We start from the raw sequence: 23952 nt of genomic DNA on the forward strand, positions 1-23952 counted from the left end.
TCCTCCGCGGCCGGGCCGCGGAGGGCCCGCCGCCCGGCGCTGCTCCCCCCGCCCGCGGGCACGCGGCTCGCTACCGGGGGGCACGGGTCGCCGGTTCAGCCGGGGAAGTGTCCCGCGGCTCGCAGGGCCCAGCGGCGTTCGGCGTAGGCCAGGTCGTCGCGCCAGAGGCGGCCCGCCGCGTAGCGGATCGCCGGGCGGAGCAGGGGCGCGGCGCGGCGGGCGAGGGCGAATCCGGGCCTTTCGGAGGTGGCCACGACGGCCTCCACGACCGCCGTGCGCGGCCTGCCCCCGCCGTCCGGTCCGAGCGGTGTCGCGTGGGTCTCGACGACGGAGCCCGCGCCTTCGCCGTCGGTGATCCGCATGACGACGGTGCGCGGTCCGGGGGCGGTGAACACCGCGCGGACGGGGACGACGAGCCGGCCGGCGACCTTGAAGGAGACGTCGACCGTGAACGCGTCCTCCTCCTCGGGCCGCCCGGGGGTCCCCACCACGGTGAGGTCGACGAACGAGTACGGGTGGAACCAGGCCCCGTGCCAGGGGTCGAGGCGGTTGGCGACCACGTCGTCCGGCTCACACACGCCCGTGGCGGTGTACACGGCCGCCAGCGCGCCGGCCGCGGCGGGCCGGGCCGGCACCGGCGGCGCGGCGGTGGGCCGTTCGCCCCCGGCGTCGTCCAGCCGCACCCACAGCAGCAACCCGTCGTCATGGGCGGGCCAGGGCTCCCAGCCGCCGAACGGCTTGCCGTCCAGGGCGAGTCCGTGCCAGTGGCACACCAGGGTGCCGCAGCGCACCGGGCTGTCCCGCAGCGGCGCGCCCAGGTGGGGGCAGATGCCGGGGCCGGCGACGACGCGGCCTCCCGCGTCGCGCCAGAGCACCACCTCCCGGCCGGCGACGGTCCGGGCCAGCGGCCGGTCCGGGCGCAGGTCCCGAGCGGACCCGACGACGTACCAGTTGCCGCTCGGCCGGGCCTGCGCCCGTTTGAGCGCCTCGGCGATCAGCGCGGGCCGGGCCTCGCGCCAGGTGGGGCGCTGCCGATCCCAGGCGACGGGGGCGCGGCACAGCCGCAGGGGCAGGCGGGGGCGCCGGGGCCGGCGTTCGGGTGTCACGCGGCCTCCTTCCAGGGGGAGGACGGATGCGGGCCGTGGGGCGCGGCGCCCCTGCGGCGTGCGGCGAGCCGGGCCGCGGTCACCCGCACCAGGCCGTCCGCGGCGACGAGCGCACGGCGTCTGCGGGGCACCGCGCTGCGGCGGTGCAGCACCGTCCAGCCGTCGGCGGCGACTGCGTCCAGGATGCCGCCGTAGAGCACGAACGCCGTGCGGATGCAGGGCCGGGCGACGGGGTCGAGCATCGGCACGCCGGGGGCCGCGCGCCGGTAGGCGGCGCGGGTGAGGGCCTCGAAGGCGCGCAGTGCCGCGACGACCCGGCGGTCGGTGCGGCCGGTGTCCCGGCAGTGGCGGAGCAGCTCGCGGTCCACGCCGTGGGAGGCGAGCAGGTCCTGGGGCAGGTAGATCCGGCCGCGGTCGAGGTCCTCTCCGACGTCCCGCAGGAAGTTGGTCAGCTGGAAGGCGACGCCCAGTTCGGCCGCGTGCGGGGCGGCCTCCTCGCGGGGTACGACGGTGCCGAGGACGGGGAGCATCTGCAGCCCGATCACCGCCGCCGATCCGTGCATGTAGCCGCGCAGCGCGTCGTAGCCGGCGTACTCGGTGACGGTGAGGTCGCTGCGCATCGAGGCGAGGAAGTCGGTGAAGTGGCGGTGGTCGATGGCGTAGCGCCTGCTGGTGTCGGCGAGCGCGGCGACCACCGGGGCGGCGCCCTCGCCCCCCGCCAGTCCGCGGTCCAGGTCGTCGCCGAGCCGGTCCAGGGCGGCGGCCCGCCGTGCCGTCCCGTCGTCGCCCGCCGGTGCGCCGGGGCCGTCCTGGAACGCGTCGACGATGTCGTCGGCCCAGCGGGCGAAGCCGTACAGGGCGTGCACGGCGGGCCGCCGGTCGGGGGGCAGCAGCCGGGTGGCGAGGAAGTAGGTGCGCCCGTGCCGGGCGTTCAGCACACGGCAGCGGGTGTAGGCGTCCCGCAGGCGGGGGTCGTGGATCCCGGCCGCGTCCAGTTCCCGGGCGGTCATGGCCGCACCCCTTCCACGAGCCGCACCGCGCCCCCGACCGCATCCGGCTCACGCGCCGTCATGGCCGCACCCCATTCCACGACCCGCACCCTGACCCCGACCGCGTCCAGCTCACGCACCGTCATGGCCGCGCCCCCTCCACCGGCCGCCCGGCGCGCGTGCCGAGGGCGGCGCGGGGGCGGGTCCCGCCGGTGACGCGGGCCGCGGCGAGCTTTCCGGAGAGCAGCACGGGCGGCACTCCCACCCCGGGTGTGGTGCCGCAGCCCGCGAGGACGGCGTTGGCGGTGCCGCGCACGAGGTTGCGGGGGCGGAAGGGGCCGGTCTGGGCGAAGGTGTGGGCGGCGGAGAACGGCGTACCCGCGACATGTCCCTGCGCGCTCCAGTCGGCCGGGGTCACCAGGCACTCCTCCTCGATGGCCGAGGCGATGCCCGCCAGGCCCCGGCGGTCGAGTTCGCGCAGCAGGCCCTCGCGGTAACGCGCGGAGAGCGCGGGCCAGTCGGCGGCGCCCGGGCCGATGTCGGTGTTGGGGCAGGGGGCGAGCACGTAGTGCAGGTGGCGGCCGGGCGGGGCCAGGCCGGGATCGGTCGCGGTGGGCCGGGTGATCAGCAGGGAGGGGTCGCTCATCAGCTCGCCGGTACGGGTCAGTTCACGGAAGGTGCGCCGCCAGGCGCGGCCGAACGACAGTGTGTGGTGGGCCAGTTCCGGCCAGGTGCGGTCGCAGCCGGCGTGCAGGACCACCGCCGACGGGGCGTGCCTGAGCCGTGCGGGCCGGCGCGGGGCGCGGCCCAGCAGGCGGTAGGCCACGGGCGGTTCCGGGGTGAGCACGACGGCGTCGCAGGGGACGCGCAGGTCGTCGGTCACCACGGCCGTGACGCGGTCGCCGGAGCGTTCGAGGCGGGTCACCGGCTGCCCGTAGTGGAACTCGGCCCCGGCCTCGGCCGCCGCGTCGGCCATGGCGCGCGGCAGGGCGTGCATGCCGCCGCGCGGGAAGTAGACCCCGGCGACGGTGTCCATGTAGGCGATCACCGCGTAGGCGGCCAGGGCCCGTTCGGGCGGGACGCCGACGTACAGGGACTGGAAGGTGAAGACGCGGCGCAGCCGCTCGTCGCGCAGGTGGCGGGCGACGCCGGCCTCCCAGCGGCCGAAGCCGCCGAGGGCGGCGAGCCGGGCCAGGTCGGGCGTGAGCAGTTGCAGCGGCGAGTCGAAGTCGGCGTCGAGGAAGCGGCCGCGCTCGGCCCGGTACAGCTCCCCCAGCCAGTTCCGCAGCCGGCGGTAGCCGAGGGCTTCGGCGCCCCCGGCGAACCGTTCGATCTCGGCCTCCATCGCGTCGGCGTCGGTGTGCACGTCGAGGGTGCTGCCGTCGGCGAACCGGGCCCGGTAGGCGGGGTGCAGCTCGATCAGTTCGACCCGGTCGCGCAGCGAGGTACCGACCGCGGCGAACGCCTCGTCCGCGATGTCCGGCATGGTGAGGACGGTGGGCCCGGTGTCGACGAGGTAGCCGCCGAGTTCGAGGCGCCCGGCCCGGCCGCCGGGTCCGGGACCGCGTTCGACCACGGTCACCCGGCGGCCCGCGCCGAGCAGGTGCAGGGCGGCGGAGAGGCCGGCCAGTCCGGCGCCGACCACCACCACGTGGTCGGTGGGTCCCGCGAGGGTCCGGGTCACCGGCCCGCCTCCGTTCCGGTGGCGGCCAGGGTGGCGCCCGGCGGGCGGCCGCCCGGCTCGGGGACCTGGCCGCGGGTGCCGGTGATCCCGGTCAGGAGCGCGCGCAGCCGGGCCGCCGGGCCCGGTTCCAGGGCGGCCCCGCCGAGGTGGTCCAGGCACTGTGCGCGGAGCCGGGCGATCTTCCTCTCGACCAGGTCGCGGGCTCCCGTGGCGACGAGCACCTCCCGCACCTCGGCCAGTTCGGCGTCGGTGAGGGCCGCGCGGCCCACGGCGTGCTCCAGCACGCCGAGCGCGGAGCGGTCTCCGGCGGCCGTGGCGAGGGTCCGGGCCACGGCCAGCGGATAGGTGGGCTTGCCCTCGCGGACGTCCCCGCCGGACGGCTTGCCGGTGACCCGGGGGTCGGCGAGGACGTCGTCCAGGTCGTCCCGCAGCTGGAAGGCGAGGCCCGCGCGGCGTCCGGCGCGGCACAGCGTCTCCGCGGTGGCGGTGTCGGCCCCTGCGAGGACCGCGCCGAGTTCCAGCGGGCGTTCCACGGTGTACAGGGCGCTCTTGAGGCGGGCCGCGCGGATCGACCGGGCGCGGGTGCGGACGGAGGTGGCCTGGCCCTGTACGTCGAGGTACTGGCCCGCGGCCATCTCCGTGCGCAGGGTGCGCCACACCCCGTTCAGGCGGTGCGCGGTGCCGCGCGGGAGCGCGGGATCCAGCAGCAGTCCGGCCATGGCGTCGTCGGCCCAGGCCAGGGCGAGGTCGCCGGCGAGCACGGCGGCGGACGCGCCGAGCCGCTGTGCGGCCTGCCGGGACGTCGGCCCGGTGTACTGGTCCGCCACGTCGGCGTGCAGGGCGGGCGCGCCGCGGCGGGTGGGCGCCTGGTCCATCAGGTCGTCGTGGACGAGGGCGCAGGTCTGGAGGAGTTCGAGTGCCGCCGCCGTACGCAGCGCCGCGCGCACCTGGGCGGCGTCCCCACCGCCGCACGCGCGCAGGGACCACCACAGGAGCCGGGAGCGGATACGGCGTCCGCCGTACCGGGTGAAGCGGGCGACGCGGTCGGCGATGTCGTGGGCGAACACCGGGTCGAGTCCGCGGCAGTCGGCGAGGCGGTCGGCGAGCAGGTCCCGCAGTTCCCGGCCGACGGCGCCCGGCACGTCGTCGTCGACGGCGCGCGCGCCGCCCGGGGCGGTCCGTGCCCCTGGGTCATGACCGGCCACGGCGGGCGGCCTGCGCGGCCGGCCGTCCTGGGGGCGTCCGATCGCCTGGGTGGAACGCATCGAGGGTCCTCTCGCCAGTCGGGAGGCCGGACGTCGTGCCCGGTGCCTGCACCTGTCGTGTCGCGTGTGTCGTCACACATTCCGCGCGGATCGCCCCGCCGGATGCGCCGTTCGGTGGACCTTCCGCCACGCCGGCACCCGGCGGGCCCGACACGCCTTCGGCTGCATCCGCCGGGGCGGGCGGGCGGGAAGACTGACCGGACCATCCGGCCCGGGAAGGGAGCCGCCGTGGAGGTGGAGTCGGACGTCGCCGTCGTGGGCGCCGGTGCCGCCGGGCTGTCGCTGGCCCTGCGGCTGGCCCGGCCGCCCGCGGGCGCCCGCCCGGTGACGGCGGTGCTGCTGGCGGCGCCGCCGGGGCCCTTCCGGGCGGCGCGGCGCACGTGGTGCTTCTGGGAGGCGGGGGCGGGGCCGTACGACGGTGCGCTGACGGCCTCCTGGCGGCGGCTGCGGGTGCGCTCCGGTGACGGGCGGACGGTGGAGGCGGACATCGCGCCGCTGCGCTACAAGATGCTGCGTTCCGAGGAGTTCGAGGAACTCGCGGGCCGGGCGCTCGCGGGGAGCCGGTGGGTGACGACCGTCGAGGCCGTCGCCGAGCGGGTCGAGTCCGTGCCGGGCGGGGCGCTGGTGCACGCCCGCGCGCCCGGCGGGGAGCGGGTGACCGTGCGCGCCCGCTGGGTGTTCGACTCCCGGCCCCCCGCGCGTCTGCCGCCGGCCCGCACGACGCTGCTGCAGCACTTCAGAGGCTGGTTCGTCCGGACCCGGGGGCCGGTGTTCGAGCCCGGCACCGTGGAGCTGATGGACTTCCGCACCCCGCAGCCCGCGCAGGGTCTGTCGTTCGGCTACGTCCTGCCGACCGGTCCGCGGGAGGCGCTGGTCGAGTACACGGAGTTCTCCCGCCGGGCACTCGCCCGGGAGGCGTACGACGGTGCGCTGCGGCACTACACCAACCGGATCCTCGGGGCAGGCGACCACGAGGTGGTCGCGTGCGAGCAGGGGGTGATCCCGATGACGGACGCGGCCTTCCCCCGGCGGACCGCCGCGTCGGTGTTCCGGATCGGGGCCGCGGCCGGGGCCACCCGGCCCGCGACCGGCTACACCTTCAGCGCGGTGCAGCGGCAGACCGGCGCCGTGGCCGCCGCGCTGCACGCCGGGCGCCGTCCCCTGCCGCCGCGCGCCCACTCGGCCCGCTCCCGGCTCATGGACGCCGTGCTGCTGCACGCGCTCGACCACGGCCGGGTGGACGGCCCGGCCTTCTTCACCCGCCTGTTCACCCGTGTGCCGGCGCCCCGCCTGCTGCGTTTCCTGGACGGGCGCACCAGCCTGGCGGAGGACCTGTCCATCGGGCTGCACGTGCCCGTCGCCGCGATGCTCGGCTCGGCGCTGGCCCTCCCGTTCACCCCCCGCAGAAACGCCTCACTCGACTGACCCCCCTGTCCGACGACTTCGCCTCTCGACCCACACCCCCGTTCCGACGACTCCCCCCGGAGATGGCATGCCCGTGTTGCGCGACGCCGACCTGGCCGCCGCGTTCGACCACGCCGCCCGCAGCTACGACACGCTGGTGGCGGCCAATCCCGGCTACCACGCCCAACTGCGCCGCTCCGCCCGGCGCCTCGGCCTGCCCGACGGCGGCCGGGCCCTGCGGGTGCTGGACCTCGGCTGCGGCACCGGCGCCTCCACGGCGGCCCTGGCCGCCGTGCTGCCCGGCGCGGACATCACGGCCGTCGACGCCTCGGCCGGCATGCTGCGGCGCGCGGCCGCCCGGGCGTGGAACCGGCCGGTCCGGTTCGTGCACGCGCCGGTGGAGCACCTGGCCGAGGCCGGGGTGCGCGGCCCCTTCGACGCGGTCTTCGCCGCGTACCTGCTGCGCAACACCGCCGATCCGGACGCCGTGCTCGCCCGCGCGCACCGGCTGCTCGCGCCGCGCGGCCGGCTGGCCGTGCACGAGTACGCGCTGAGCGGACGGCCGGCACACCGGGCCGTGTGGAGCGCGGTGTGCGGCGGAGTCGTCCTGCCGGTCGCCACGCTGCTCGGCGACGGCCCGCTCTACCGTCATCTGTGGCGCAGCGTCGTCACCTTCGACACGGCCGGGCAACTCGCCGGACGGGTACGGCGCGCCGGGTTCGAGCGGGTGCGGGTGCTGCCGCTGCCGGGCTGGCAGACCGGCATCACCCACACCGTCGTCGCCCGCCGCGCCGGGGAGGCGGGACGATGAGCGCGCGGCGCAGGCCCTCCGTTCCCGGCACCCGCGAACCGCGCCCCGGCCGGGACCGGCTGGCCCGGCTGCTGCCCGCACCGCCCGGCGCCGAGCGGGCCGAGGGGGCCGGCGCGGCGCGCGTGGCGGTCGTCGGCGGCGGGATCGCGGGGCTGACCGCGGCCACCGCGCTGGCCGAACGCGGGGTGCGGGTCACGCTGTACGAGCGCGAGGCGCAGCTCGGCGGCCGGCTGGCCGGATGGACCACACGGCTCGCCGACGGCACGACGGTCACCATGAGCCGGGGCTTTCACGCCTTCTTCCGGCAGTACTACAACCTGCGCGCCCTGCTGCGCCGTACCGACCCCGCCCTCGCCCGGCTGACCGCTCTGCCCGACTATCCACTGCGGCACTCCGGCGGCCGGCGGGACAGCTTCCGGCACGTGCCGCGCACACCGCCGCTGAGCGCGCTCGGGTTCGTGGCGCTGAGCGAGTCGTTCTCCGTGCGCGACCTGGCCCGGATGCGCCCGCGCGCGGCGCTGCCGCTGCTCGACGTGCGGGTGCCCGGGGTGTACGAACGGCTCGACCACGTCAGCGCGTTCGACCTCCTGGAGGCGATCCGCTTCCCCCCGGCGGCACGGCACCTCGCCTTCGAGGTCTTCTCGCGCAGCTTCTTCGCCGATCCCCGGGGGCTGTCGGCCGCGGAGATGGCGCTGATGTTCCACGTCTACTTCCTCGGTTCGGCCGAGGGCCTGCTGTTCGACGTGCCCCGGGAGCCGTTCCCGCAGGCCCTGTGGGACCCGCTGGCCGAACGTCTGGACCGGCTCGGCGCGCGGGTGCGCACCGGAACCGCGGTGGCACAGGTCGCGGTCCTGCGCCCTGGCGGCTTCACCGTGGCCTGCGCGCACGGCGAGGAGCCGTACGACGCCGTGGTGCTCGCCCTCGACCCGGCGGGCCTGCGCTCGCTGGTGGCCCGCTCCCCCGGGCTCGGCGACCCCGGGTGGCGCGAGCGCATGGCCCGGCTGCGCACCGCGCCGCCCTTCCTGGTCTCGCGGCTCTGGCTGGACCGGCCGGTGCGCGCGGACCGGCCCGGCTTTCTGGGCACCAGCGGGTACGGCGCCCTCGACAACGTCAGCGTGCTCAGCGGCTGGGAGGGCGAGGCCGCGCGCTGGGCGGCCCGCACCGGCGGCTCGGTCGTCGAGCTGCACGCCTACGCCCTGCCCGAGGACGCCGACCGCGAGATCACCGAGAAGGAACTGCTCGCCGAACTGCACCGCGTCCACCCGGAGACGCGCGCGGCCCGGGTGGTCGACGCCCGCCACGAATGGCGGGCCGACTGCCCGCTGTTCGCGGTCGGCGGCCATGCCGACCGGCCGACGGTGGACACGCCCACGCCCGGCCTGGTCGTGGCGGGCGACACCGTCCGCACCGGTCTCCCGGTGGCGTTGATGGAACGGGCGGCCACCAGCGGCTTCCTCGCCGCCAACACCCTGCTCGGCCGGTGGGGCCTGCGGGGCCACGCCCTGTGGACGGTACCCGACCGGGGCCGCACGGCGGCCCTGCGCTGGGCGGCGGCACGAGCCGGGGAGGGCCGCTGAGCGGGTTCGGTGCTCCGCGCAGTCTGCCGCGCCCGCATCCGTCCGGTCGTCCACGGGAGAAGAGTGAGCGGGTGCGGGCGGGCCGTGCCCGGTCGGCAGCGGACACGAGGGAGCGCGATGAGCGGTCGAGACCCGGGCCGTACCCGGTGGGACGTGGTCGTGGTGGGCGCCGGCCCGGCGGGACTCGCCTGTGCCCGCGACCTCCTCACGGCGGGTCTGCGGGTACGGCTGCTGGAGGCCGGTGACCGGCCCGGCGGCCGGATGCGCACCGACGTCGTGGCGGGGTGCACGGTGGACCGCGGTTTCCAGGTCTTCAACACCGCCTATCCCCAGGTACGGCGCCGGGTGGCGCTGCGGCGGCTGCGGCTGCGCCCCTTCACGCCCGGTTTCCTGGTGCGTGACGGCGACCGGCTGTTCAGGTTCGCGGACCCCACCCGGGCACCCCGGCAGGCGCTGTCTGGGCTGACCGGCGGACTGGCCGGGCCGCGCGACCTGGCCGCCCTCGCCGCGCTCACCGCCCGGGACGCCTTCACGCCCGCGGGGCTGCTGCGGCGCGGACGGGACACCACGACGCGGCGGGCGCTGTCCAGGGCCGGTTTCACCGACGCGTTCGTGGAACGGTTCTTCCGGCCGTTCCTGTCCGGGGTGTTCCTGGAGGACGGGCTGGAGACCTCCAGCCGGTTCTTCCACCTCGTGTGGCGCAGCACGGTCCGCGGCACCCTCTGCCTCCCGGCCGGCGGCATCGCGGCCGTGCCCGAACTGCTGGCGTCCCGGCTCCGGCCCGGCACGCTGGCCCTGGAGTCGCCGGTGACGGCCCTGACGGACGAGGGCGTCCTCGTGGACGGGGACCGTCCGGTGGCGGCGCGCGCGGTGGTCGTGGCGGCCGGGCCGGGGGCGGCGTCCCGGCTGCTGCCGCGTCTGGCCGTACCGCCGTACCGCACGGTGACCACCTACTACCACCTCGCCGCCCGCTCCCCGTTGCGTGAGCCGACGCTGCTGACGGACGCGCGAGGGCGTTTCGTCAACAGCTGCGTCATGAGCGAGGTGCACTCCGCGCACGCCCCGCGCGGGTGCGCGCTGGTGGCCACCTCGGTGCTGGGCGGCGACGCCGAGGGACGGGAGACCGGGGTCCGGGCGGCCCTCGCCGAGTGCTACGACACCGAGACCGCGGGCTGGGACCCGATCGCGACCCGCACGGTGGAGGAGGCGCTGCCCGTGATGCCGCCGGGGCTGCCGCTCAGCCGCGGCAGCCGGGTGGGCAGGGGCCGGTACGTGTGCGGCGACCACCGCGCGACGGGCTCGGTGCAGGGGGCACTGGCGTCGGGAGCGCGGGCGGCCCGCGAGGTGGCGGCGGACCTGGCGGGCGGATGACACCGGACCCGTCCGGTACGACGGTGGGAAGGGCCCTGGTGCGACGGCGGGGCGGGTCGGCGGGTCAGGGCGGACCTGCGTCCCAGCGCCGGTCGGTGCGCAGCACCTCGTCCACGTCGCCCAGCCGGTCCAGGCCCTGCACGGCCCGGGCGGTGCGCCGGTTGCCCGCGAGCAGCGCGCGGTGGCGGTGGGCGAAGGACCAGTAGCCGGTGGTGTAGGGACAGGCGCGCGGTCCCGTGCGGTCGGCGGGGCGGTGGGCGCAGCCCTCGCACAGGTCGCTCATGCGGTGGATGTAGGCGCCGCCTGAGGTGTACGGCTTGGTGGTCATGCGGCCGCCGTCGGCGTACTGGGACATGCCGGTGACGTTGGGCAGCATCACCCAGTCGTAGCCGTCGACGAAGCAGCGGTGGAACCAGTCGGTGACCTCCCCGGGGTCCCAGCCGCGTTGCAGGGCGAAGCTGCCGAGCACCATCAGCCGGGGGATGTGGTGTGTCCAGCCCGTGTCGCGCACCTGGGCGAGGACGGTGGACAGACAGCGGGCGGTGACGGCGTCCGCGTCGAGCTCGCGGAACCACGGCGGCAGCGGGACGCGATGGCGCAGCGCGTTGCGGTGGCGGTAGTCGTCGCCGAAGTACCAGTACAGCTGCCACACGTACTCGCGCCAGCCGGCGATCTGCCGTACGAAGCCCTCCACGCTGTTGACGGGTGCCCGGCCCGCCCGCCAGGTGCCCTCGGCGGCCGCCAGGCACTCGGCGGGGTCGAGCAGCCCGAGGTTGAGGGAGGACGACAGCAGGCTGTGGCTCATCACCGGGTCGGCGGCGAGCATCGCGTCCTCGTGGGGGCCGAACCCGGCGAGCCGGTGCTCGGTGAACCGGCGCAGCGCGGACAGCGCCTCGCGGCGGGCGGCGGGGAAGCGGCGCGGGCCGTCCCGTCCGACGAAGCGGATGCCGTCCTCGCGCTCCCAGCGGTCCAGGTCGGCCCGGACCTCCGCGTCGATGTCGTCCTCCCGGGGCCGGTAGGGCGCGGGGGCGCCGAGGGTGCGGGCGTCCTTGGGCGGTGGTTCGCGGTTGTCGTGGTCGTGGTTCCAGCGGCCGCCGGCCGGTTCGCCGCCGTCCACCAGCAGGTCGAGTTCGTGGCGCACCCAGCGATAGAAGTCCTCCTGCCGCAGGTGGCCGCCGCCCCGCGCGTCCGCCCAGGCGCGGAACACCTCGTGCGGCAGCAGGAAGCCGCGCGCGGGCAGGACGCGTGCCTGCGGCAGGGAGCGGAGCAGACGGACGGCGGCGTGCGAGGTGGGGTGGCGGACGGTCACCGGCCCGTCCCCCACCGCCTCGCGCAGGCCCTCGCGGTAGGTCTCGGCGCGGACGTAGCGGGCCTGGTCCCCCAGCTCGGCGGCCCGGTGGCGCATCGCGGAGAGCACCAGGTGAGCCTTGGCGCGGTGGAAGCGGCGCCGTCGGAACACCGAGCGGGCCTCGATCATCACCACCGGGGCGTCACGGCCGGGGCCGTCCTCGCCGGGGGTGAGGAAGTGCGGGCCGAGCTGGTCGCCGAACAGCCAGTGCGCGGTGGCCGCCCGGCTCACGGCTGCTTCCCGCGGGCGCGCCGGAAGCGGTCGAGTCCGTCGGAGAGCCCGACGAGGGGGTCGGGGTAGTCGACGGCGGCGCGGTCCAGGCCGGGCAGCTTCCATGGCTCGTGCACCGAGGGGGCCTCGACGCCGGAGAGTTCGGGGACCCACCGGTGCACGTAGGTGCCGTCCGGGTCGTACTTCTTCGCCTGCGTGACCGGGTTGAGGACCCGGTTGGGGCGGGTGTCGGTGCCGGTGCCCGCCATCCACTGCCAGTTGAGCTGGTTGTTGGCCACGTCGCCGTCGACCAGCCAGTCGAGGAAGTGGGCGGCGCCGATCCGCCAGTCGACGTAGAGGGTCTTGGTGAGGAAGCTGGCGGTGAGGAGCCGGGCGCGGTTGTGCATCCAGCCCTCCTGGCGCAGCTGGCGCATGGCCGCGTCGATGACCGGGTAGCCGGTGCGGCCCTCGCGCCAGGCGCCGATGTCGGCACCGGCGGTGCGCTCCGTACGCCAGCGGTCGCGTTTGGTGCGGTAGTCGGCGTGGGCGGTCTGCGGGCGTGCGGCGAGCACCTGGCGGTGGAAGTCGCGCCAGGCCAGCTGCCGTACGAACGCCTCGGCGCCCGCGCCGCCGTGCCGGCGGGCGCGGTGCACCAGTTCCACCGGGGACAGGGTGCCGAAATGCAGGTGGGCCGAGAAGCGCGAGGTGGCGTCGGCGGCCAGGTCGTCGCGGGTGGTGTCGTAGGCGTCGAGGCCGCGGCGCCAGTAGGCGGTCGCCTGTCTGCGGGCCCCGCTCTCCCCGCCGGACGGCAGGTCCGGGGACGCCCCGGTGATCCCCTCGCCCGTGGGGACCGGCTCGCCGCGCGCCTCGTCGGGCACGGGCACCCGGCGCGGGGCGCCGGCGACCGGCCGCAGCGGCACCTGCGCCCACTGCCGGTAGTACGGCGTGAAGACGGCGAAGTGGTCGGAGGAGGCGGGGGTCAGCGCGCCGGGCGGTACGGCGACGGTGACCGCGTCGTGCACGAACAGCCGGCGGCCCGCCGCCTCCAGGGCCGCGCGCAGCCGCTCCTCCCGTCGCCCCGCGAACCCGCTGTACCCGGCCGACATGTGCACCTCGTCGGCCTCCGTCTCGGTCACCACCCGGCACACCTCCTCCACCAGGTCGCCTGAGCGCAGCACCAGCCGGCCGCCCCGCGCGCGCAGCGAGGCGTCGAGGTCCGCGAGGCAGCCGTCGAGGAAGGCCCGGCGGTTGGCCGCGGCGAACCCCGCCGCCTCGACGGCGCGGTCCCGCACGAACAGCGGGACGACGGCGTCGGCCGCGTCCAGCGCCGCGCGCAGCGGCGGATGGTCGTGCAGACGCAGATCGGCGGTGAACAGGACGACCGAGACGTGCATGGGTGGTCAGCTTCCTCCGGGTGAGCGACGGACACCGGTGCGAACCACCGGGACCGGTACGGAGGTATTCGGCGGCGAGGGGCCCGGCGGATGCGGTCGCGGGCTGCGGCGTAGCCGGGGCTGCGGACCGGGCGCCGGATGTCCCACGGCCGCGTGCACGGGGCGGCCCCACCACTCCCGCCCGTCCGTTCCGGCCGCCGTACGACGGTGGCTCCCGACAGCCCCGTCAGGCCGCCCGCCCCGGACCGCATCCACCCACCGAACGGCCGCCGAAGACAGCCAGGGAGCCCTTTCGCCCCCCGCGGGCTCGGCCCCGGACGAGCCGAGCCTCCCACCGTCCCGATCTGGAGGTGGAACGATGACCGAATCCCTGCGCCCTCCCGAAGAGACACCCCCCGTCGAGGGATCGATCGCGGAGGCCCATCCCGAACGACCGGACGGCGGCCTGTGGGAACACCCCCGCATCTGGCTGACCCTGATCGTGCTGGGCTGCCTGATCGTCGCGGCGTTCTTCGTGATGCGCATGATCGACCTGTGAGCGGGGGCGCGACCGGCGGGCCGGATGCGGGGCGCCGGCCCCGCCCCCGGGAGGCAGGGTGCGAGCGACGGGCCGGAAGCGGGGGGGCGGACGGCGGGTCGCACGTGGGACTGCGGGCGGCTCCGGCCTCCTTGCCGAGACCGCTCGCGCTCCCCCGCCGAACCAGGGAATCCACCGGCGCCCTCCGGGTACCGCAGAACCCACATCTCACCTCGCCTGGGAGGCGCCATGCACTCGACCGGACGGACCAAGCGTCTGCACACCGACATGACCATCCATCTGGTCCTCAGCGCCACCGAGGCCGTCCCGCTCGAGGTCCGCTTCAGCTACGACTCCGCCGACCCGCTCGCCGTACGCCTGGACTTCCCCGGCGGCCCCGACATCACGGCCCCGTGGTTCTTCTCCCGGGACATGCTGCACAGGGGCCTGCGCACCCCCGCCGGCGAGGGCAACGTCCGCGTCTGGCCACCGTGCCGCTGCCACGGCCTCACCACGGTCAGAATCGCCCTCCGCGGCAGAGACGGAGCCGCCGCACTGTACGTACCGGCCACCCCGCTCCGCCACTGGCTGACCACCACCTTCACAGCGGTCCCCGCGGGCACGGAGGACTCCCACATCCCCTGGGACACCATCGTGACGAACCTGCTGGGCCCGGGATGACACATCCGGTCGACATTCAACTGTCCACCGGCGCCTACCTCTCTCCCGCACCCTGACACCTCTCAGACCACCAGAACTGCCATCAGGGGGCGGCTCCGGCGCAATGCAGCGCCCAAAGCGCCCCGCTGCATTCAGCCATTCCCCCAGTCAGCCCACTCATCGGCAGACCCGGGGCAATTACCTCAGGTGAGAAACCCATTCGCGAGGCCGACCACGGCTTCAGTGACGGCACACCCACACGGCGTCCGTGGCCACATGGCGTCCTGGTCGGCCTCGACGCCGTGTTGTCCAAGCGTTCCTGTCAGTACCTGCTGCTACACCAATACTCGGGGCGGCCTCACTCGACGGCCCTCAAGGAGGGAGGCAGGCATGCCGAAGGTTCCCGACGGTTTCCACTACGCTCGCGGATACGTCCGCCGGGAACCGCTCTGGGCCGGCGGGCGCTGGCACCAACGCCGGAACCAGGGTCCTGGCTGATGCGTCGGGGGCCGACCGCGGAGGCACTGCCCTCGATCTCGGTACCGGCGACGACGCCCTCGCCCGCCGCCTCCCACAGCTCGGATATCGCGCCACGGGCGTCGACTTCGCGCCCGGCACCATCGCCACGGCAACGCGCCGACCGAGCGGTGATGGACTTCGCCACCCAAGACCTCAGTTCGCTGCCGGAGCCGGCGGACGCGGTCCGCACCGGCCACTTGGTCTACCCCCTTCCGGGTCGTCACCGAACTCGCCGTCCGACGCGAGGACAGCGATCCGCTCAAGCACCTCGGCATCACCGCCGGCGAGGCCGAGACGCTGAGCGCGGACTGGTCGGTCGTACGGGCCGCCGACCTCGACGTGCTGCGCTGCTACACCCTCCCCCTTGAAACGCCTCTGGAGCCATCGTGTTGGACACCGAACGGCAAACCCTCCTCGCCTGGCACGCCTACGGCACCCACCATCAGACCCGCGGCACCCTCATCCCAGAGGTCGACCGTCTGGCCTGGGGATACTGGCCCGACATGGGGCCGGGCGAAGAGGTCCTGGGCGATCTCAGCGGCCGCCGCGTCCTGGACCTCTGCTCCGGGATCGGCAAGTTCCCCGCCTACCTCGCCCGCAAGGGTGCCCGTGTCGATGCCGTCGAGAGCGCCCGCGCACAGCACGAGCGCGCCGTCCAGCGCTACGGCGGCCGGGCAGGTCTACGTCTGATCCACGCCGACGCGGCCGAGTACCTGATCGGGGCGGATCCGTACGAGGTCATCTACTCCGTCCACGGCATCCCGTACATCGACCCGCACCGGCTCCTGCCCGCCCTGACGCGCGCGCTCTCGCCCGGAGGCCGGCTCGTCTTCTCCGCCCTGCACACCACCTTCAGGGGCGACGGGCCGTCCCGTTGCGTCACCGCCCGGCCCGAGGCTCTCCATCCCGCCGGAGGTGATCCTCTGACCGTCCAGATGTGGGTGCTCACGCCCACACTCTGGGAAAGTCTCCTGGTCGGCCACGGTCTCGTCGTCGACCAGGTCGACGTCCTGACCGCCCCCGACGACGACACGCCTCTGGCATGCACTCTCATCCAGGCCGGCCGTCCGCCCGTCCCTCCTGACAGCGACAGGTCCTGACCGAGAGCCGAGAGACCTCAGCGCACTTCGGTCGCCATCGATCACGCCAATGCCGCCCTGCTCCCTCACCCCGGCGCGACCCGCCATCAGATCGTTGCCAAATGAATAGACATACCAGTAAATTTCCGACAACCGCTTCGAGATGTCACCGGCAGACGGGGCCAAGGATGTGCACGGACGACCGCGTGGCGGTGACGACCGGGAGCGCGTGGTCGTGTGCGGAACGGGGGCTCGCGGGGCCGGGGCGGCTCGGGCCGGTCGGTGCCGTCCGGCCGGTGGGCCGGCGACGGCGGCCTGCTCTGCGGCTGAGACCGGCCACCGTGCGGCATCCCGCTCAACTTCCGTGCGACGGCCAGGAATTCTTCGCTCGCGTCCGGCTCAGCCACCTCTCCCGGCGGCGTTCGGGAGCGGCCGCGATCGGCGTATGGAAGGACAACTCCCGCGATGACCGACCAGATCGGCGAGATCGAGAAGAGCGAGCGCATCACTCGGACCCGTGCCGGGATCCGTGGTTTCCGGGCGGGCGACGGGCCGCGGCTGGTGGAGGCGTGGCGGCGGAGCGCGCCGGCCGACCCCATCACCGCGGAGCGCTTTCGCACCCTGGTGCTGCTCGACCCCAACTTCGATCCGGAGGGGCTTCGGGTCGCCGTCGAGGGTGAGCGTGTCGTCGGGGCTGCCTACGCGGTGCGCCGCCTGACGCCGATGGCGGGCACCGACCTGGAGCCGGAGCAGGGGTGGATCCCCTTCTTCTTCGTCGACCCGGCCGCCCGCGGGTGCGGTCTCGGCAGACTGCTGCTGACCGAGGCCCTCGACTGGCTGCACGGGCACGGTCGTACCCGGGTGGACTTCTCCTCGTACACCCCGAACTACGTCTTCCCGGGCCTGGACGCCGAGGCGTACCCGGAGGCGGCCGGGCTGCTGGAGTCGCTGGGCTTTCGCACGCTGTACGAGGCGGCGGCGATGGACCTGTGCCTGGTGGGCCATCGCCTTCCCGAGGAGGTCGGGGGCCGCTTGGGCCAACTGAGGGCGCGCGGTTACCGGTTCGGTACGCCCGACGACGACGACCTGGTGGATCTCCTCGCGCTCGCCGGTGGTCACTTCGGTCCGGACTGGGCCTGCACGATCCGGGGGTGTCTGGTCTCGGGTACGCCGCTCGACCGGATCGTCGTCGCGCGGGACCCGTCGGGCCGCATGGTCGGCTGGGCGATGCACGGGGCGTTCGACTCGGTGGACGAGCGGTTCGGCCCGATCGGTGTGCTGGAGGAGATGCGTGGCACCGGACTCGGCGAGGTGCTGCTGCACCTGGTGCTGGAGCGGATGCGGGCGCGCCGTGCGCACTCCGCGTGGTTCCTGTGGACCGGCGAGCGCTCCCCGGCGGGCCACATGTACCGCAAGGCCGGATTCACCACGAACCGGGTGTTCCGGGTGATGCGCCGGGAGGCCGGACGGTGACACCGTCCCGCCGTGCCGGGGCACCGGGCGGCCTGAGCCGCCGCCGCTTCGCGCTCGGGCTCCCCTCGGCGCTGCTCGCGTCCGGGTGCGCGGCGCCGCACCAGGGCAGCGGACGGCCCGGGGACCCGATCGTCCTCACCCTGCTCTCCCACTACGCGAGCGGGGAGCTGAAGCAGGCCTTGCAGGGCCCGGTCGACGAGTGGAACGCCACGCACGACCGGGTCAAGGTGCGGACGAAGGCCGTCGAGTTCACGGACCTGCTGACCACGTTCATGGTCCGGCAGGCCGCGGGCCAGGGGGCCGACATCCTCCACCCGTACTGCCTGTGGAACGGCCAGCTGGTCCGGGCCGGTGTCCTGCGGCCCGCTCCCCGGGAGCACGCCGAGGAGATCAGGCGGGGCTACGGGAGCGCCGCGGTCGGCTCCTCGTCCGTCGGCGGCAAGGTCTACGGCTACCCCACCGAAGTGCAGACGTACGCCCTCTACTACAACAAGCGGCTGCTGCGAGAGGCCGGTGCCTCCGGCCCTCCGCGCACGTGGCGGGAGCTGGAGGAGACGGCCCACCGCACCGCCAGACGGGACGGTTACGGCAACACGCTGGTCCAGGGGTTCGGGCTGTCGACCTACGACGACTCCACCACCGTCGGCCAGACGCTCGCCCTGCTCAACGCCGCCGGGGGCGCGTTCGTGTCCGGGGACGGCAGGAGCACCGCCATCGACTCACCGGCCGGGCGGGCGGTGTTCGACCTGGAGCACCGCCTCGTCGCCCGGGGCGCGAGCGCCCCGGGCGTCAACGTCTACCAGGCGTTCCCCTCCGGGCAGGTGGCCATGGTGATCAGCGCCGGCTGGTGGACCGGGAGCCTGAAGGACCTGATGGGCAAGGACTACCGCGATGTCGGTGTCGCCCCCGTGCCCGTCCCCCGGGCGGGCGACCGGCGCGCCACGCTCGCCACGGGTTTCATGCTGGGGGTCAACACGGCCAGTGAACACCCGGACGAGGCATGGGAGTTCCTGCGCTGGCTCAACGCGGAGAAGGTGGGCGTCAAAGGAGCCGGGGAAGGTGTGACGGCCACCCGGATGAGCGCGCTGCAGGTGTCGGTCGGCTCTCTCACCGGCCGCGCCGACGACATGCGGACCCTGCTCGGCGAGGGCGGCGACCCGAACCTCCGCCCGTTCCTGGACGCGCTGGCGTACGCCGTGCCGGAGCCGAACGGGCCGGGCGCGCAGCAGGCCAAGTCCTTGCTGCGCAAGAACATCGAGGCGTTGTGGACCGGCCAGCAGTCGGTCGCCGAGGCCCTGCGCACCACCCGCCGCCAGGTCGACCAGGAGGTGTCGCGGTCATGGTGAACACCCTCGCGCCGGAGACGGCCGAACGCACGTCGCCCCGCGCGCGGCCGGCCGCGCCGCCCGTCGACGGCCGCGGCCGGGCCCGGCGCCGCCAAGTCGTCGTCGCCTACCTATTCCTGGCGCCGACGCTGCTGTTCTTCGCGGTCTTCCTCGTCCTGCCGCTCGGCTTCGCGCTGCTGCTGTCGATGTCCCGCTGGACCGGGTTCGACCTCGGCGACATCGAGCCGGTCGGCCTGGACAACTTCACCGGCCTGTTCGCGGACGGTTCGACGTTCCTGGCGCCGATCCTCACCAACACGATGCTGTTCGCCCTGGGCACCGTGGCGCTCGCGCTCGCCGGCTCCGTGGTCGTGGCCACCTGCATCGACAACCTGCGCTTCCAGGGGCTGTGGCGGACCCTGTACTTCCTGCCGATCGTCACGACCGTCGTCGCCGTCGGCAACGTGTGGAAGTACATGTACGAGCCGGGCGGCCTGGTCAACGGGGTCCTCAACGCCCTCGGGCTCGGCTCGGTGGCGTTCCTGCAGGACCCGGACACCGCGCTGCCCGCGGTCGTGGTCGTACAGGCCTGGGCCTCGGTCGGCTCGGCGATCCTCGTCCTGACCGCCGGGCTGAAGTCCATTCCCGTCTCGTACTACGAGGCCGCCGCGCTCGACGGCGCGGGGCCCGTCACGGTCTTCCGGAAGATCACGCTGCCGCTGCTGCGGCCGTCCCTGCTGTTCGTGTGCGTCACCCAGTTCCTCACGGGTCTGCAGTCGTTCGCGCTGATCATCGTGATGACCAAGGGCGGGCCGGGCGACGCGACCGATGTGGCCGCGCTGGAGATGTACCGGCAGGCGTTCGCCTACGGCGACTGGGGCACCGCGAGCGCCGCCGCGTTCGTGCTGTTCGTGGTCGTACTCGCCGTCACCCTGGTGCAGTTGTGGGTCTTCCGGCGCAGGGGGGAGGACGCGTGAACCGCCGCCGTCTCCCGTGGCTTTCGTATCTGGTGGTCGTGACCGGCGCCGTGCTCACGGTGGTGCCGTTCCTCGACATGGTGATGACGTCCTTCAAGGGGCCCGGGGAGTCCGGCACGCTGCCGTACCGGTTCCTGCCCAGGGCGTTCGACCTGTCCAACTACCGATCCGCGGTCCGCCAGCTCGATCTGCCGGTGCTCTTCCGCAACAGCGTCGTCGCCACCGCCCTGATCACCGGGTCGGTGCTGCTCACGTCGTCGCTGGCCGGTTACGCGCTCGCCAAACTCCGCTTCCCCGGCCGGGACTTCGTCTTCCGTCTGGTGCTGTCCACGATGATGTTCCCACCGTTCCTCTTCTTCATCCCGCACTTCCTGATCCTGGTGCACTGGCCGCTGGCGGGCGGCAACGACCTGCTGGGGCGCGGGGGCGCGGGTCTGACCGTCAGTATCGTGGCGCTCGTGATGCCGTTCCTCGTCAACGGCTTCGGGATCTTCCTGACGCGCCAGTTCATGGTCTCGATCCCGGACGAGGTCCTGGAGGCGGCGCGCATCGACGGGGCCGGCGAGTTCGCGGTGTGGTGGCGGATCGTGCTGCCGCAGACCAAGCCGGTCCTGGTGACGCTGGGTCTGCTGACCTTCGTCGACGCCTGGAACGAGTACATCTGGGCGCTGCTCGTCTCGACCGCCGACCCGGACGTGATGACGCTGCCCGTCGGCATCCAGCTCCTGCAGGACTACGTCGACCCGGCCCGCACGATGCCCATCGTCATGGCCGGTCTGGTCCTGAGCATCCTGCCGGTCCTGGTCCTCTTCCTGCTGCTGCAGAAGTACTACATCCGCGGGGTCATGCTCAGCGGCCTGAAGTGACGGGCCCGGGACGCGGGCGTCGCGGGGGCCTTCGCCGTACGTCCACGGCGCGAAGGCCCCCGCGGTACGGCGGTGTCAGCCGGCGAGTGCGGCGAGGGTGGCGTCCAGGCCTGCGGCCCGGGGCCGGTTGTGGGGGAGCTTGGCGAGGACGCGGGCCATGCCGCAGGTGTCGGTGAGGGCGGAGAAGACCAGGCCGCCGGCGACACCGGCCGCGATCCACCGGGCCCCGGGCCGGCGTCGGCCGGCGAGCAGCCCGGACAGGACGAGGGACCCGGCGGCGAACCGCACCTGCCGCTCCATGGCCCAGCCCGCGCGGGTGCCGGCGGGCCGGTGGACGTCGTGGCCGCGCCGGGTCCAGGCCTCGGTGCCGCCGGTGAGGGTGGCGGCGGCGACGCCGTCCCGGGCCAGCCGTTCGCAGGCACGGGCCGAGCGGGCGCCCGAGGCGCACACCATGAGGAGGCTGCCGTGTTCGGCGGCGGTCTTCAGGGCGGGCAGGGCCCGGTCGAGGGCGTCGAGGGGGATGTTGTGGGCGCCGGGCAGATGGCCGGAGGCGTACTCGCCGGGGGTGCGCACGTCGACGACGGTCAGCTCGGAAAGGCGGGCGTGGGCCTGGTCAGCGGTGAGAATGGTGGGTGTCACGGGGGGACTTTCCTTTGCTCTTCATGGGTTACCCCCTTCGATAGGATACCCGAGGGGGTATCCGTGAAGGAGTGTGGGCTGTGGAACTGGCGATGGCGGCTGAGGAACTGAAGACGGTGGTCAACCGGTTGCGGCGGGCGCAGGGCCAGATCGCCGGGGTCATCAAGATGATCGAGGAGGGGCGGGACTGCGAGGACGTGGTGACGCAGCTCGCCGCGGCGTCCCGTGCGCTGGACAAGGCGGGTTTCGCGATCATCGCCACCGGTCTGCAGCACTGCCTGACCGACTCGGACATGGCCGCCTCCGGAGACCGGGAGCAGATGCGGAACCGGCTGGAGAAGCTCTTCCTCTCGCTGGCCTAGTTCGGCCGTGCCGGCGGGGGGTGCGCCGCCCGCCGGTCAGGTCAGGGCGTCGGCGAGCATGAACGCGGCAACGGCGAGCAGGACGACGGCGAACGTGCACTGCAGCACGGCGCCCGGGATCCGGTCGGCCAGCTTCTTGCCGTCCCAGGCGCCGAGGATCGCGGCACCGGCGAAGGGCATGATCACCGCCCAGTCGGTGCCTCCGGTGGTGGCACCGCGCGTGGCCAGGGAGGCGAGGGAGTTGGTCGATATGACCAGCAGGCTGGTGCCGATCGCGGCCTGCATCTCGAACGTCAGCACCGTGACCAGGGCCGGGACGGCGAGGAAGCCTCCGCCGACCCCGAGCAGTCCGGTCAGCGCGCCGAGTCCCGCGCCGACCCCGGCGGCCTTGGCCGGGCGCGCCTCCTTCGGCCCGTCGGCGGTTCGGGGGGCGGGGCGCAGCATCCGTACGGCCGCGAGCGCGGCGACCGCGGCGAAGGCGGCGGTCAGCACCGCCTGGGGAAGGCGGCCGGCCGCGGCTCCGGCCGCCGCGGCGGGCAGAAGTCCGGCCGCGGCGAACAGGGCGCCCGCCTTCCACCGCACGCTCCCGGCGCGCGCGTGTGCGTACAGGGCGGTGAGCGAGGTGGCGGTGACGATGATCAGACTGGCGGTGGTGGCCGCCGCGGGGGTGAACCCGAGCAGGTAGGTCAGCGCCGGCACCGCCAGCACGCTCCCGCCCCCGCCGAGCGCGCCGAGGGCCAGCCCCACCACGGCTCCGGCGACGAGGGCGAGTACCAGCGCGCTCACGCCGTGACACCACCGCTGCCGCCCCGGCCGGTGAGGCCGGCCGCGACGGCGCTCTCGAAACCGTCGTCGACGGCGACCACCTCGCGGCCGGCGGCGTGCAGCAGGGACGCGGCGATCGCCGCGCGCGTCCCGCCCGCGCAGTGCACCCACACGACGCCCCCGGGTACCTCGCCGAGGCGGCCGTGCAGCTCGTGGATCGGTATGTGCACCGAGTCCTCCACGTGGCCGCCGGCGCGCTCCGCGTCCCGGCGGACGTCCAGCACCAGCGCCTTCTCGCCGCGCGCCCGCACGTCGGCCAGGTCGGCGAAGCGGGCGCGCGGGAAGGACACCAGCCGCTCGCCGTCGCGGACCCAGCCGGCCGGGTCGCCGTCGGCGGCCGAGGCCGGGCGGTCGATGCCGACCCGGGTCAGCTCGCGCTGCGCGTCCGCGATCTGCTCGGCGGTCTCCGCCAGCAGGGTCACGGGCTTGCCCCACGGGATCAGCCATGCCAGGTAGGTGGCGAGCTTGCCGTCACCCTCGAAGTTGACCGATCCGGCCACATGGCCCTCCGCGAAGGCCACGCGGTTGCGCAGGTCCACCACCCACTCCCCCGCCGCGAGCCGCTCGGCTATCCGCCCCGCGTCCGCCTGCTGCGGCGGGGTGAGGTCGACGGGGGCGGGGCCCGCGGCGTTGGCCGGGGCCATGTGGGCGTAGTAGGCGGGCACGTCGTCCAGCGCGGCGAGCATCTCGGCGACGAAGGTCTCCACGTCCTTGGTCAGCGCGTCGTTGGCCCGGCGTTCCCTGCCGATCGTGGTCGTGTCGCCCCCGGCCCCGGAGGAGGAGCAGAAGCTGCCGAAGCCATGGGTGGGCAGCACCGGCACGTCGTCGTCCAACTGGTCGGCCAGGCGGTGGGCAGAGGCATGCTGGGCGCGGGCCAGCCCCTCGGTGAGCCGCGGGTCGACCAGGTCGGGCCGGCCCACGCCGCCGATCAGCAGCGAGCCGCCGGTGAAGGCGGCCACCGCCCGCCCGTCCTCCCGCAGGACGTAGGAGGTGTGGTGCGGGGTGTGCCCGGGGGTGGCCACGGCACTCAGCACGAGTCCCTCGCCGAGCACGACGGTGTCGCCGTCGGCGACGGGGGTCCGGGCGAAGGACACCGAGGCCCCGGCCGGTACCAGATAGCGGGCCCCGGTCACCCGCGCCAGCTCCAGGCCGCCGGAGACGTAGTCGTTGTGCACGTGCGTCTCGGCCACGAAGGCGATGCGCACCCCCCGCCGGGCGGCGACGGCGACGACCTGGTCGATGTCCCGCGGCGGATCCACCACCACCGCGGCATCGGGCCCGCCCGCCAGGTAGCTGCGATTGCCCAGCCCCTCGAACTCCAGGGTTTCGACGAAGAACACGACTGCGACTCCTCACGGCTCGATGTACCCCGGGGGGTATCCGACATCGACAGTAACAGAGATACCCCCTGGGGTATTTCCGGTGGGGTCATCGACCCGGGCGGCCCCGCCCGCCGGAGCCGCGCGTACCCTCGAACGGAATCGGCCCGCTCCGAGGTGCCCACCCCGTGCCGCGCCGACCCGGAACGATCGCCTGGGGCAGCCAGGCCCG

The 23952-nt window shown here is 74.8% G+C and carries 22 protein-coding genes; 12 read left to right on the top strand and 10 right to left on the bottom strand.

Going from position 1 to position 23952, the window contains the following annotated elements:
- Nucleotides 1–95: 95 nt before the first annotated feature.
- Genes ACZ7FF_RS05860 through ACZ7FF_RS05880 form a run of 5 tightly spaced genes read right to left on the bottom strand, consistent with a single transcriptional unit; the run spans nucleotide 96 to nucleotide 5044 of the window.
- On the bottom strand, nucleotides 96–1106 hold the full coding sequence (locus ACZ7FF_RS05860) for a DUF5914 domain-containing protein (RefSeq protein ID WP_470809817.1): 1011 nt from the start codon (nucleotides 1104–1106) through the stop codon (nucleotides 96–98).
- A complete protein-coding gene (locus tag ACZ7FF_RS05865) occupies nucleotides 1103–2116 on the bottom strand; it encodes a phytoene/squalene synthase family protein (protein WP_470809819.1) in 1014 nt (337 codons plus the stop codon). The genes ACZ7FF_RS05860 and ACZ7FF_RS05865 overlap by 4 nt, the downstream gene beginning before the upstream one ends.
- On the bottom strand, nucleotides 2113–2241 hold the full coding sequence (locus ACZ7FF_RS05870) for a hypothetical protein (RefSeq protein ID WP_470809821.1): 129 nt from the start codon (nucleotides 2239–2241) through the stop codon (nucleotides 2113–2115). Before ACZ7FF_RS05870 ends, ACZ7FF_RS05865 begins: the two co-directional genes overlap by 4 nt.
- Complete coding sequence (crtI, locus tag ACZ7FF_RS05875; protein WP_470809823.1) at nucleotides 2238–3779, bottom strand: phytoene desaturase family protein; 1542 nt, start codon at nucleotides 3777–3779, stop codon at nucleotides 2238–2240. The genes ACZ7FF_RS05870 and crtI overlap by 4 nt, the downstream gene beginning before the upstream one ends.
- Entirely contained in the window at nucleotides 3776–5044 is a 1269-nt protein-coding gene (locus ACZ7FF_RS05880) for a polyprenyl synthetase family protein (protein WP_470809825.1), read from the bottom strand. Before ACZ7FF_RS05880 ends, crtI begins: the two co-directional genes overlap by 4 nt.
- A 228-nt stretch (nucleotides 5045–5272) precedes the next feature.
- Between ACZ7FF_RS05880 and ACZ7FF_RS05885 the strand changes: the two genes are divergently transcribed.
- The 4 genes from ACZ7FF_RS05885 (at nucleotide 5273) to ACZ7FF_RS05900 (ending at nucleotide 10207) form a co-directional block, all read left to right on the top strand.
- Nucleotides 5273–6469, top strand: coding sequence for a lycopene cyclase family protein (locus tag ACZ7FF_RS05885; RefSeq protein ID WP_470809826.1), 1197 nt, complete (start codon nucleotides 5273–5275; stop codon nucleotides 6467–6469).
- A gap of 67 nt (nucleotides 6470–6536) precedes the next feature.
- Nucleotides 6537–7259 carry a methyltransferase domain-containing protein gene (locus tag ACZ7FF_RS05890; RefSeq protein WP_470809828.1) on the top strand — a complete coding sequence of 241 codons (723 nt, stop codon included), beginning with the start codon at nucleotides 6537–6539 and terminating at the stop codon, nucleotides 7257–7259.
- Nucleotides 7256–8836, top strand: coding sequence for an FAD-dependent oxidoreductase (locus tag ACZ7FF_RS05895; RefSeq protein WP_470809829.1), 1581 nt, complete (start codon nucleotides 7256–7258; stop codon nucleotides 8834–8836). Before ACZ7FF_RS05890 ends, ACZ7FF_RS05895 begins: the two co-directional genes overlap by 4 nt.
- Nucleotides 8837–8953: 117 nt before the next feature.
- Nucleotides 8954–10207, top strand: coding sequence for an FAD-dependent oxidoreductase (locus ACZ7FF_RS05900; protein WP_470809831.1), 1254 nt, complete (start codon nucleotides 8954–8956; stop codon nucleotides 10205–10207).
- Nucleotides 10208–10271: 64 nt separating this feature from the next.
- Here the strand turns inward: ACZ7FF_RS05900 and ACZ7FF_RS05905 are convergent, their stop codons facing one another.
- Together ACZ7FF_RS05905 and ACZ7FF_RS05910 are read right to left on the bottom strand one after the other, a co-directional pair.
- Entirely contained in the window at nucleotides 10272–11891 is a 1620-nt protein-coding gene (locus tag ACZ7FF_RS05905; protein ID WP_470809832.1) for a cryptochrome/photolyase family protein, read from the bottom strand.
- A complete protein-coding gene (locus ACZ7FF_RS05910) occupies nucleotides 11783–13159 on the bottom strand; it encodes a cryptochrome/photolyase family protein (RefSeq protein WP_470809833.1) in 1377 nt (458 codons plus the stop codon). Before ACZ7FF_RS05910 ends, ACZ7FF_RS05905 begins: the two co-directional genes overlap by 109 nt.
- A 358-nt stretch (nucleotides 13160–13517) precedes the next feature.
- Here ACZ7FF_RS05910 and ACZ7FF_RS05915 point away from each other — a divergent pair, with 358 nt between their 5' ends.
- From ACZ7FF_RS05915 to ACZ7FF_RS05945, 7 genes are all read left to right on the top strand, one after another.
- Nucleotides 13518–13697, top strand: coding sequence for a DUF6480 family protein (locus ACZ7FF_RS05915; protein WP_470809834.1), 180 nt, complete (start codon nucleotides 13518–13520; stop codon nucleotides 13695–13697).
- Between the two features lie 228 nt (nucleotides 13698–13925).
- Nucleotides 13926–14357 (top strand): SsgA family sporulation/cell division regulator, encoded by a 432-nt coding sequence (locus ACZ7FF_RS05920; protein WP_470809835.1) that lies wholly within the window; start codon nucleotides 13926–13928, stop codon nucleotides 14355–14357.
- 884 nt (nucleotides 14358–15241) lie between these two features.
- Nucleotides 15242–15955 carry a class I SAM-dependent methyltransferase gene (locus ACZ7FF_RS05925; protein ID WP_470809836.1) on the top strand — a complete coding sequence of 238 codons (714 nt, stop codon included), beginning with the start codon at nucleotides 15242–15244 and terminating at the stop codon, nucleotides 15953–15955.
- 444 nt (nucleotides 15956–16399) lie between these two features.
- Nucleotides 16400–17407, top strand: coding sequence for a GNAT family N-acetyltransferase (locus ACZ7FF_RS05930; protein ID WP_470809838.1), 1008 nt, complete (start codon nucleotides 16400–16402; stop codon nucleotides 17405–17407).
- Complete coding sequence (locus ACZ7FF_RS05935) at nucleotides 17404–18753, top strand: ABC transporter substrate-binding protein (RefSeq protein WP_470809839.1); 1350 nt, start codon at nucleotides 17404–17406, stop codon at nucleotides 18751–18753. The genes ACZ7FF_RS05930 and ACZ7FF_RS05935 overlap by 4 nt, the downstream gene beginning before the upstream one ends.
- Entirely contained in the window at nucleotides 18747–19709 is a 963-nt protein-coding gene (locus ACZ7FF_RS05940; protein WP_470809841.1) for a carbohydrate ABC transporter permease, read from the top strand. The genes ACZ7FF_RS05935 and ACZ7FF_RS05940 overlap by 7 nt, the downstream gene beginning before the upstream one ends.
- Nucleotides 19706–20575: a carbohydrate ABC transporter permease gene (locus ACZ7FF_RS05945; RefSeq protein WP_470809843.1), complete on the top strand. Its 870-nt coding sequence runs from the start codon at nucleotides 19706–19708 to the stop codon at nucleotides 20573–20575. The genes ACZ7FF_RS05940 and ACZ7FF_RS05945 overlap by 4 nt, the downstream gene beginning before the upstream one ends.
- A gap of 75 nt (nucleotides 20576–20650) precedes the next feature.
- On the opposite strand, the gene ACZ7FF_RS05950 is transcribed toward ACZ7FF_RS05945, so the two are convergent.
- Nucleotides 20651–21214, bottom strand: a complete 564-nt coding sequence (locus tag ACZ7FF_RS05950) for a rhodanese-like domain-containing protein (RefSeq protein WP_470809845.1) — start codon at nucleotides 21212–21214, stop codon at nucleotides 20651–20653.
- Nucleotides 21215–21294: 80 nt separating this feature from the next.
- Here ACZ7FF_RS05950 and ACZ7FF_RS05955 point away from each other — a divergent pair, with 80 nt between their 5' ends.
- Nucleotides 21295–21576 carry a metal-sensitive transcriptional regulator gene (locus ACZ7FF_RS05955; protein WP_452967174.1) on the top strand — a complete coding sequence of 94 codons (282 nt, stop codon included), beginning with the start codon at nucleotides 21295–21297 and terminating at the stop codon, nucleotides 21574–21576.
- Between the two features lie 36 nt (nucleotides 21577–21612).
- Here ACZ7FF_RS05955 and ACZ7FF_RS05960 read toward each other — a convergent pair whose 3' ends face one another.
- On the bottom strand, nucleotides 21613–22362 hold the full coding sequence (locus tag ACZ7FF_RS05960) for a sulfite exporter TauE/SafE family protein (RefSeq protein WP_470809848.1): 750 nt from the start codon (nucleotides 22360–22362) through the stop codon (nucleotides 21613–21615).
- Nucleotides 22359–23741, bottom strand: coding sequence for a rhodanese-like domain-containing protein (locus ACZ7FF_RS05965; protein WP_470809850.1), 1383 nt, complete (start codon nucleotides 23739–23741; stop codon nucleotides 22359–22361). The genes ACZ7FF_RS05960 and ACZ7FF_RS05965 overlap by 4 nt, the downstream gene beginning before the upstream one ends.
- Nucleotides 23742–23952 lie beyond the last annotated feature (211 nt).

The organism is Streptomyces sp. NPDC037126, assembly GCF_055605965.1.

Excerpts from the sequence above, each read along its gene's own strand:
- ACZ7FF_RS05890 (WP_470809828.1), top strand. The coding sequence starts at position 6,537 with ATGCCCGTGTTGCGCGACGCCGACCTGGCCGCCGCGTTCGACCACGCC.
- ACZ7FF_RS05865 (WP_470809819.1), bottom strand. The coding sequence starts at position 2,116 with ATGACCGCCCGGGAACTGGACGCGGCCGGGATCCACGACCCCCGCCTG.
- ACZ7FF_RS05930 (WP_470809838.1), top strand. The coding sequence starts at position 16,400 with ATGACCGACCAGATCGGCGAGATCGAGAAGAGCGAGCGCATCACTCGG.
- ACZ7FF_RS05905 (WP_470809832.1), bottom strand. The coding sequence starts at position 11,891 with ATGGAAGCTGCCCGGCCTGGACCGCGCCGCCGTCGACTACCCCGACCC.
- ACZ7FF_RS05900 (WP_470809831.1), top strand. The coding sequence starts at position 8,954 with ATGAGCGGTCGAGACCCGGGCCGTACCCGGTGGGACGTGGTCGTGGTG.
- ACZ7FF_RS05940 (WP_470809841.1), top strand. The coding sequence starts at position 18,747 with ATGGTGAACACCCTCGCGCCGGAGACGGCCGAACGCACGTCGCCCCGC.
- ACZ7FF_RS05920 (WP_470809835.1), top strand. The coding sequence starts at position 13,926 with ATGCACTCGACCGGACGGACCAAGCGTCTGCACACCGACATGACCATC.
- ACZ7FF_RS05915 (WP_470809834.1), top strand. The coding sequence starts at position 13,518 with ATGACCGAATCCCTGCGCCCTCCCGAAGAGACACCCCCCGTCGAGGGA.
- ACZ7FF_RS05895 (WP_470809829.1), top strand. The coding sequence starts at position 7,256 with ATGAGCGCGCGGCGCAGGCCCTCCGTTCCCGGCACCCGCGAACCGCGC.
- ACZ7FF_RS05910 (WP_470809833.1), bottom strand. The coding sequence starts at position 13,159 with ATGCACGTCTCGGTCGTCCTGTTCACCGCCGATCTGCGTCTGCACGAC.
- ACZ7FF_RS05880 (WP_470809825.1), bottom strand. The coding sequence starts at position 5,044 with ATGCGTTCCACCCAGGCGATCGGACGCCCCCAGGACGGCCGGCCGCGC.
- ACZ7FF_RS05870 (WP_470809821.1), bottom strand. The coding sequence starts at position 2,241 with ATGACGGTGCGTGAGCTGGACGCGGTCGGGGTCAGGGTGCGGGTCGTG.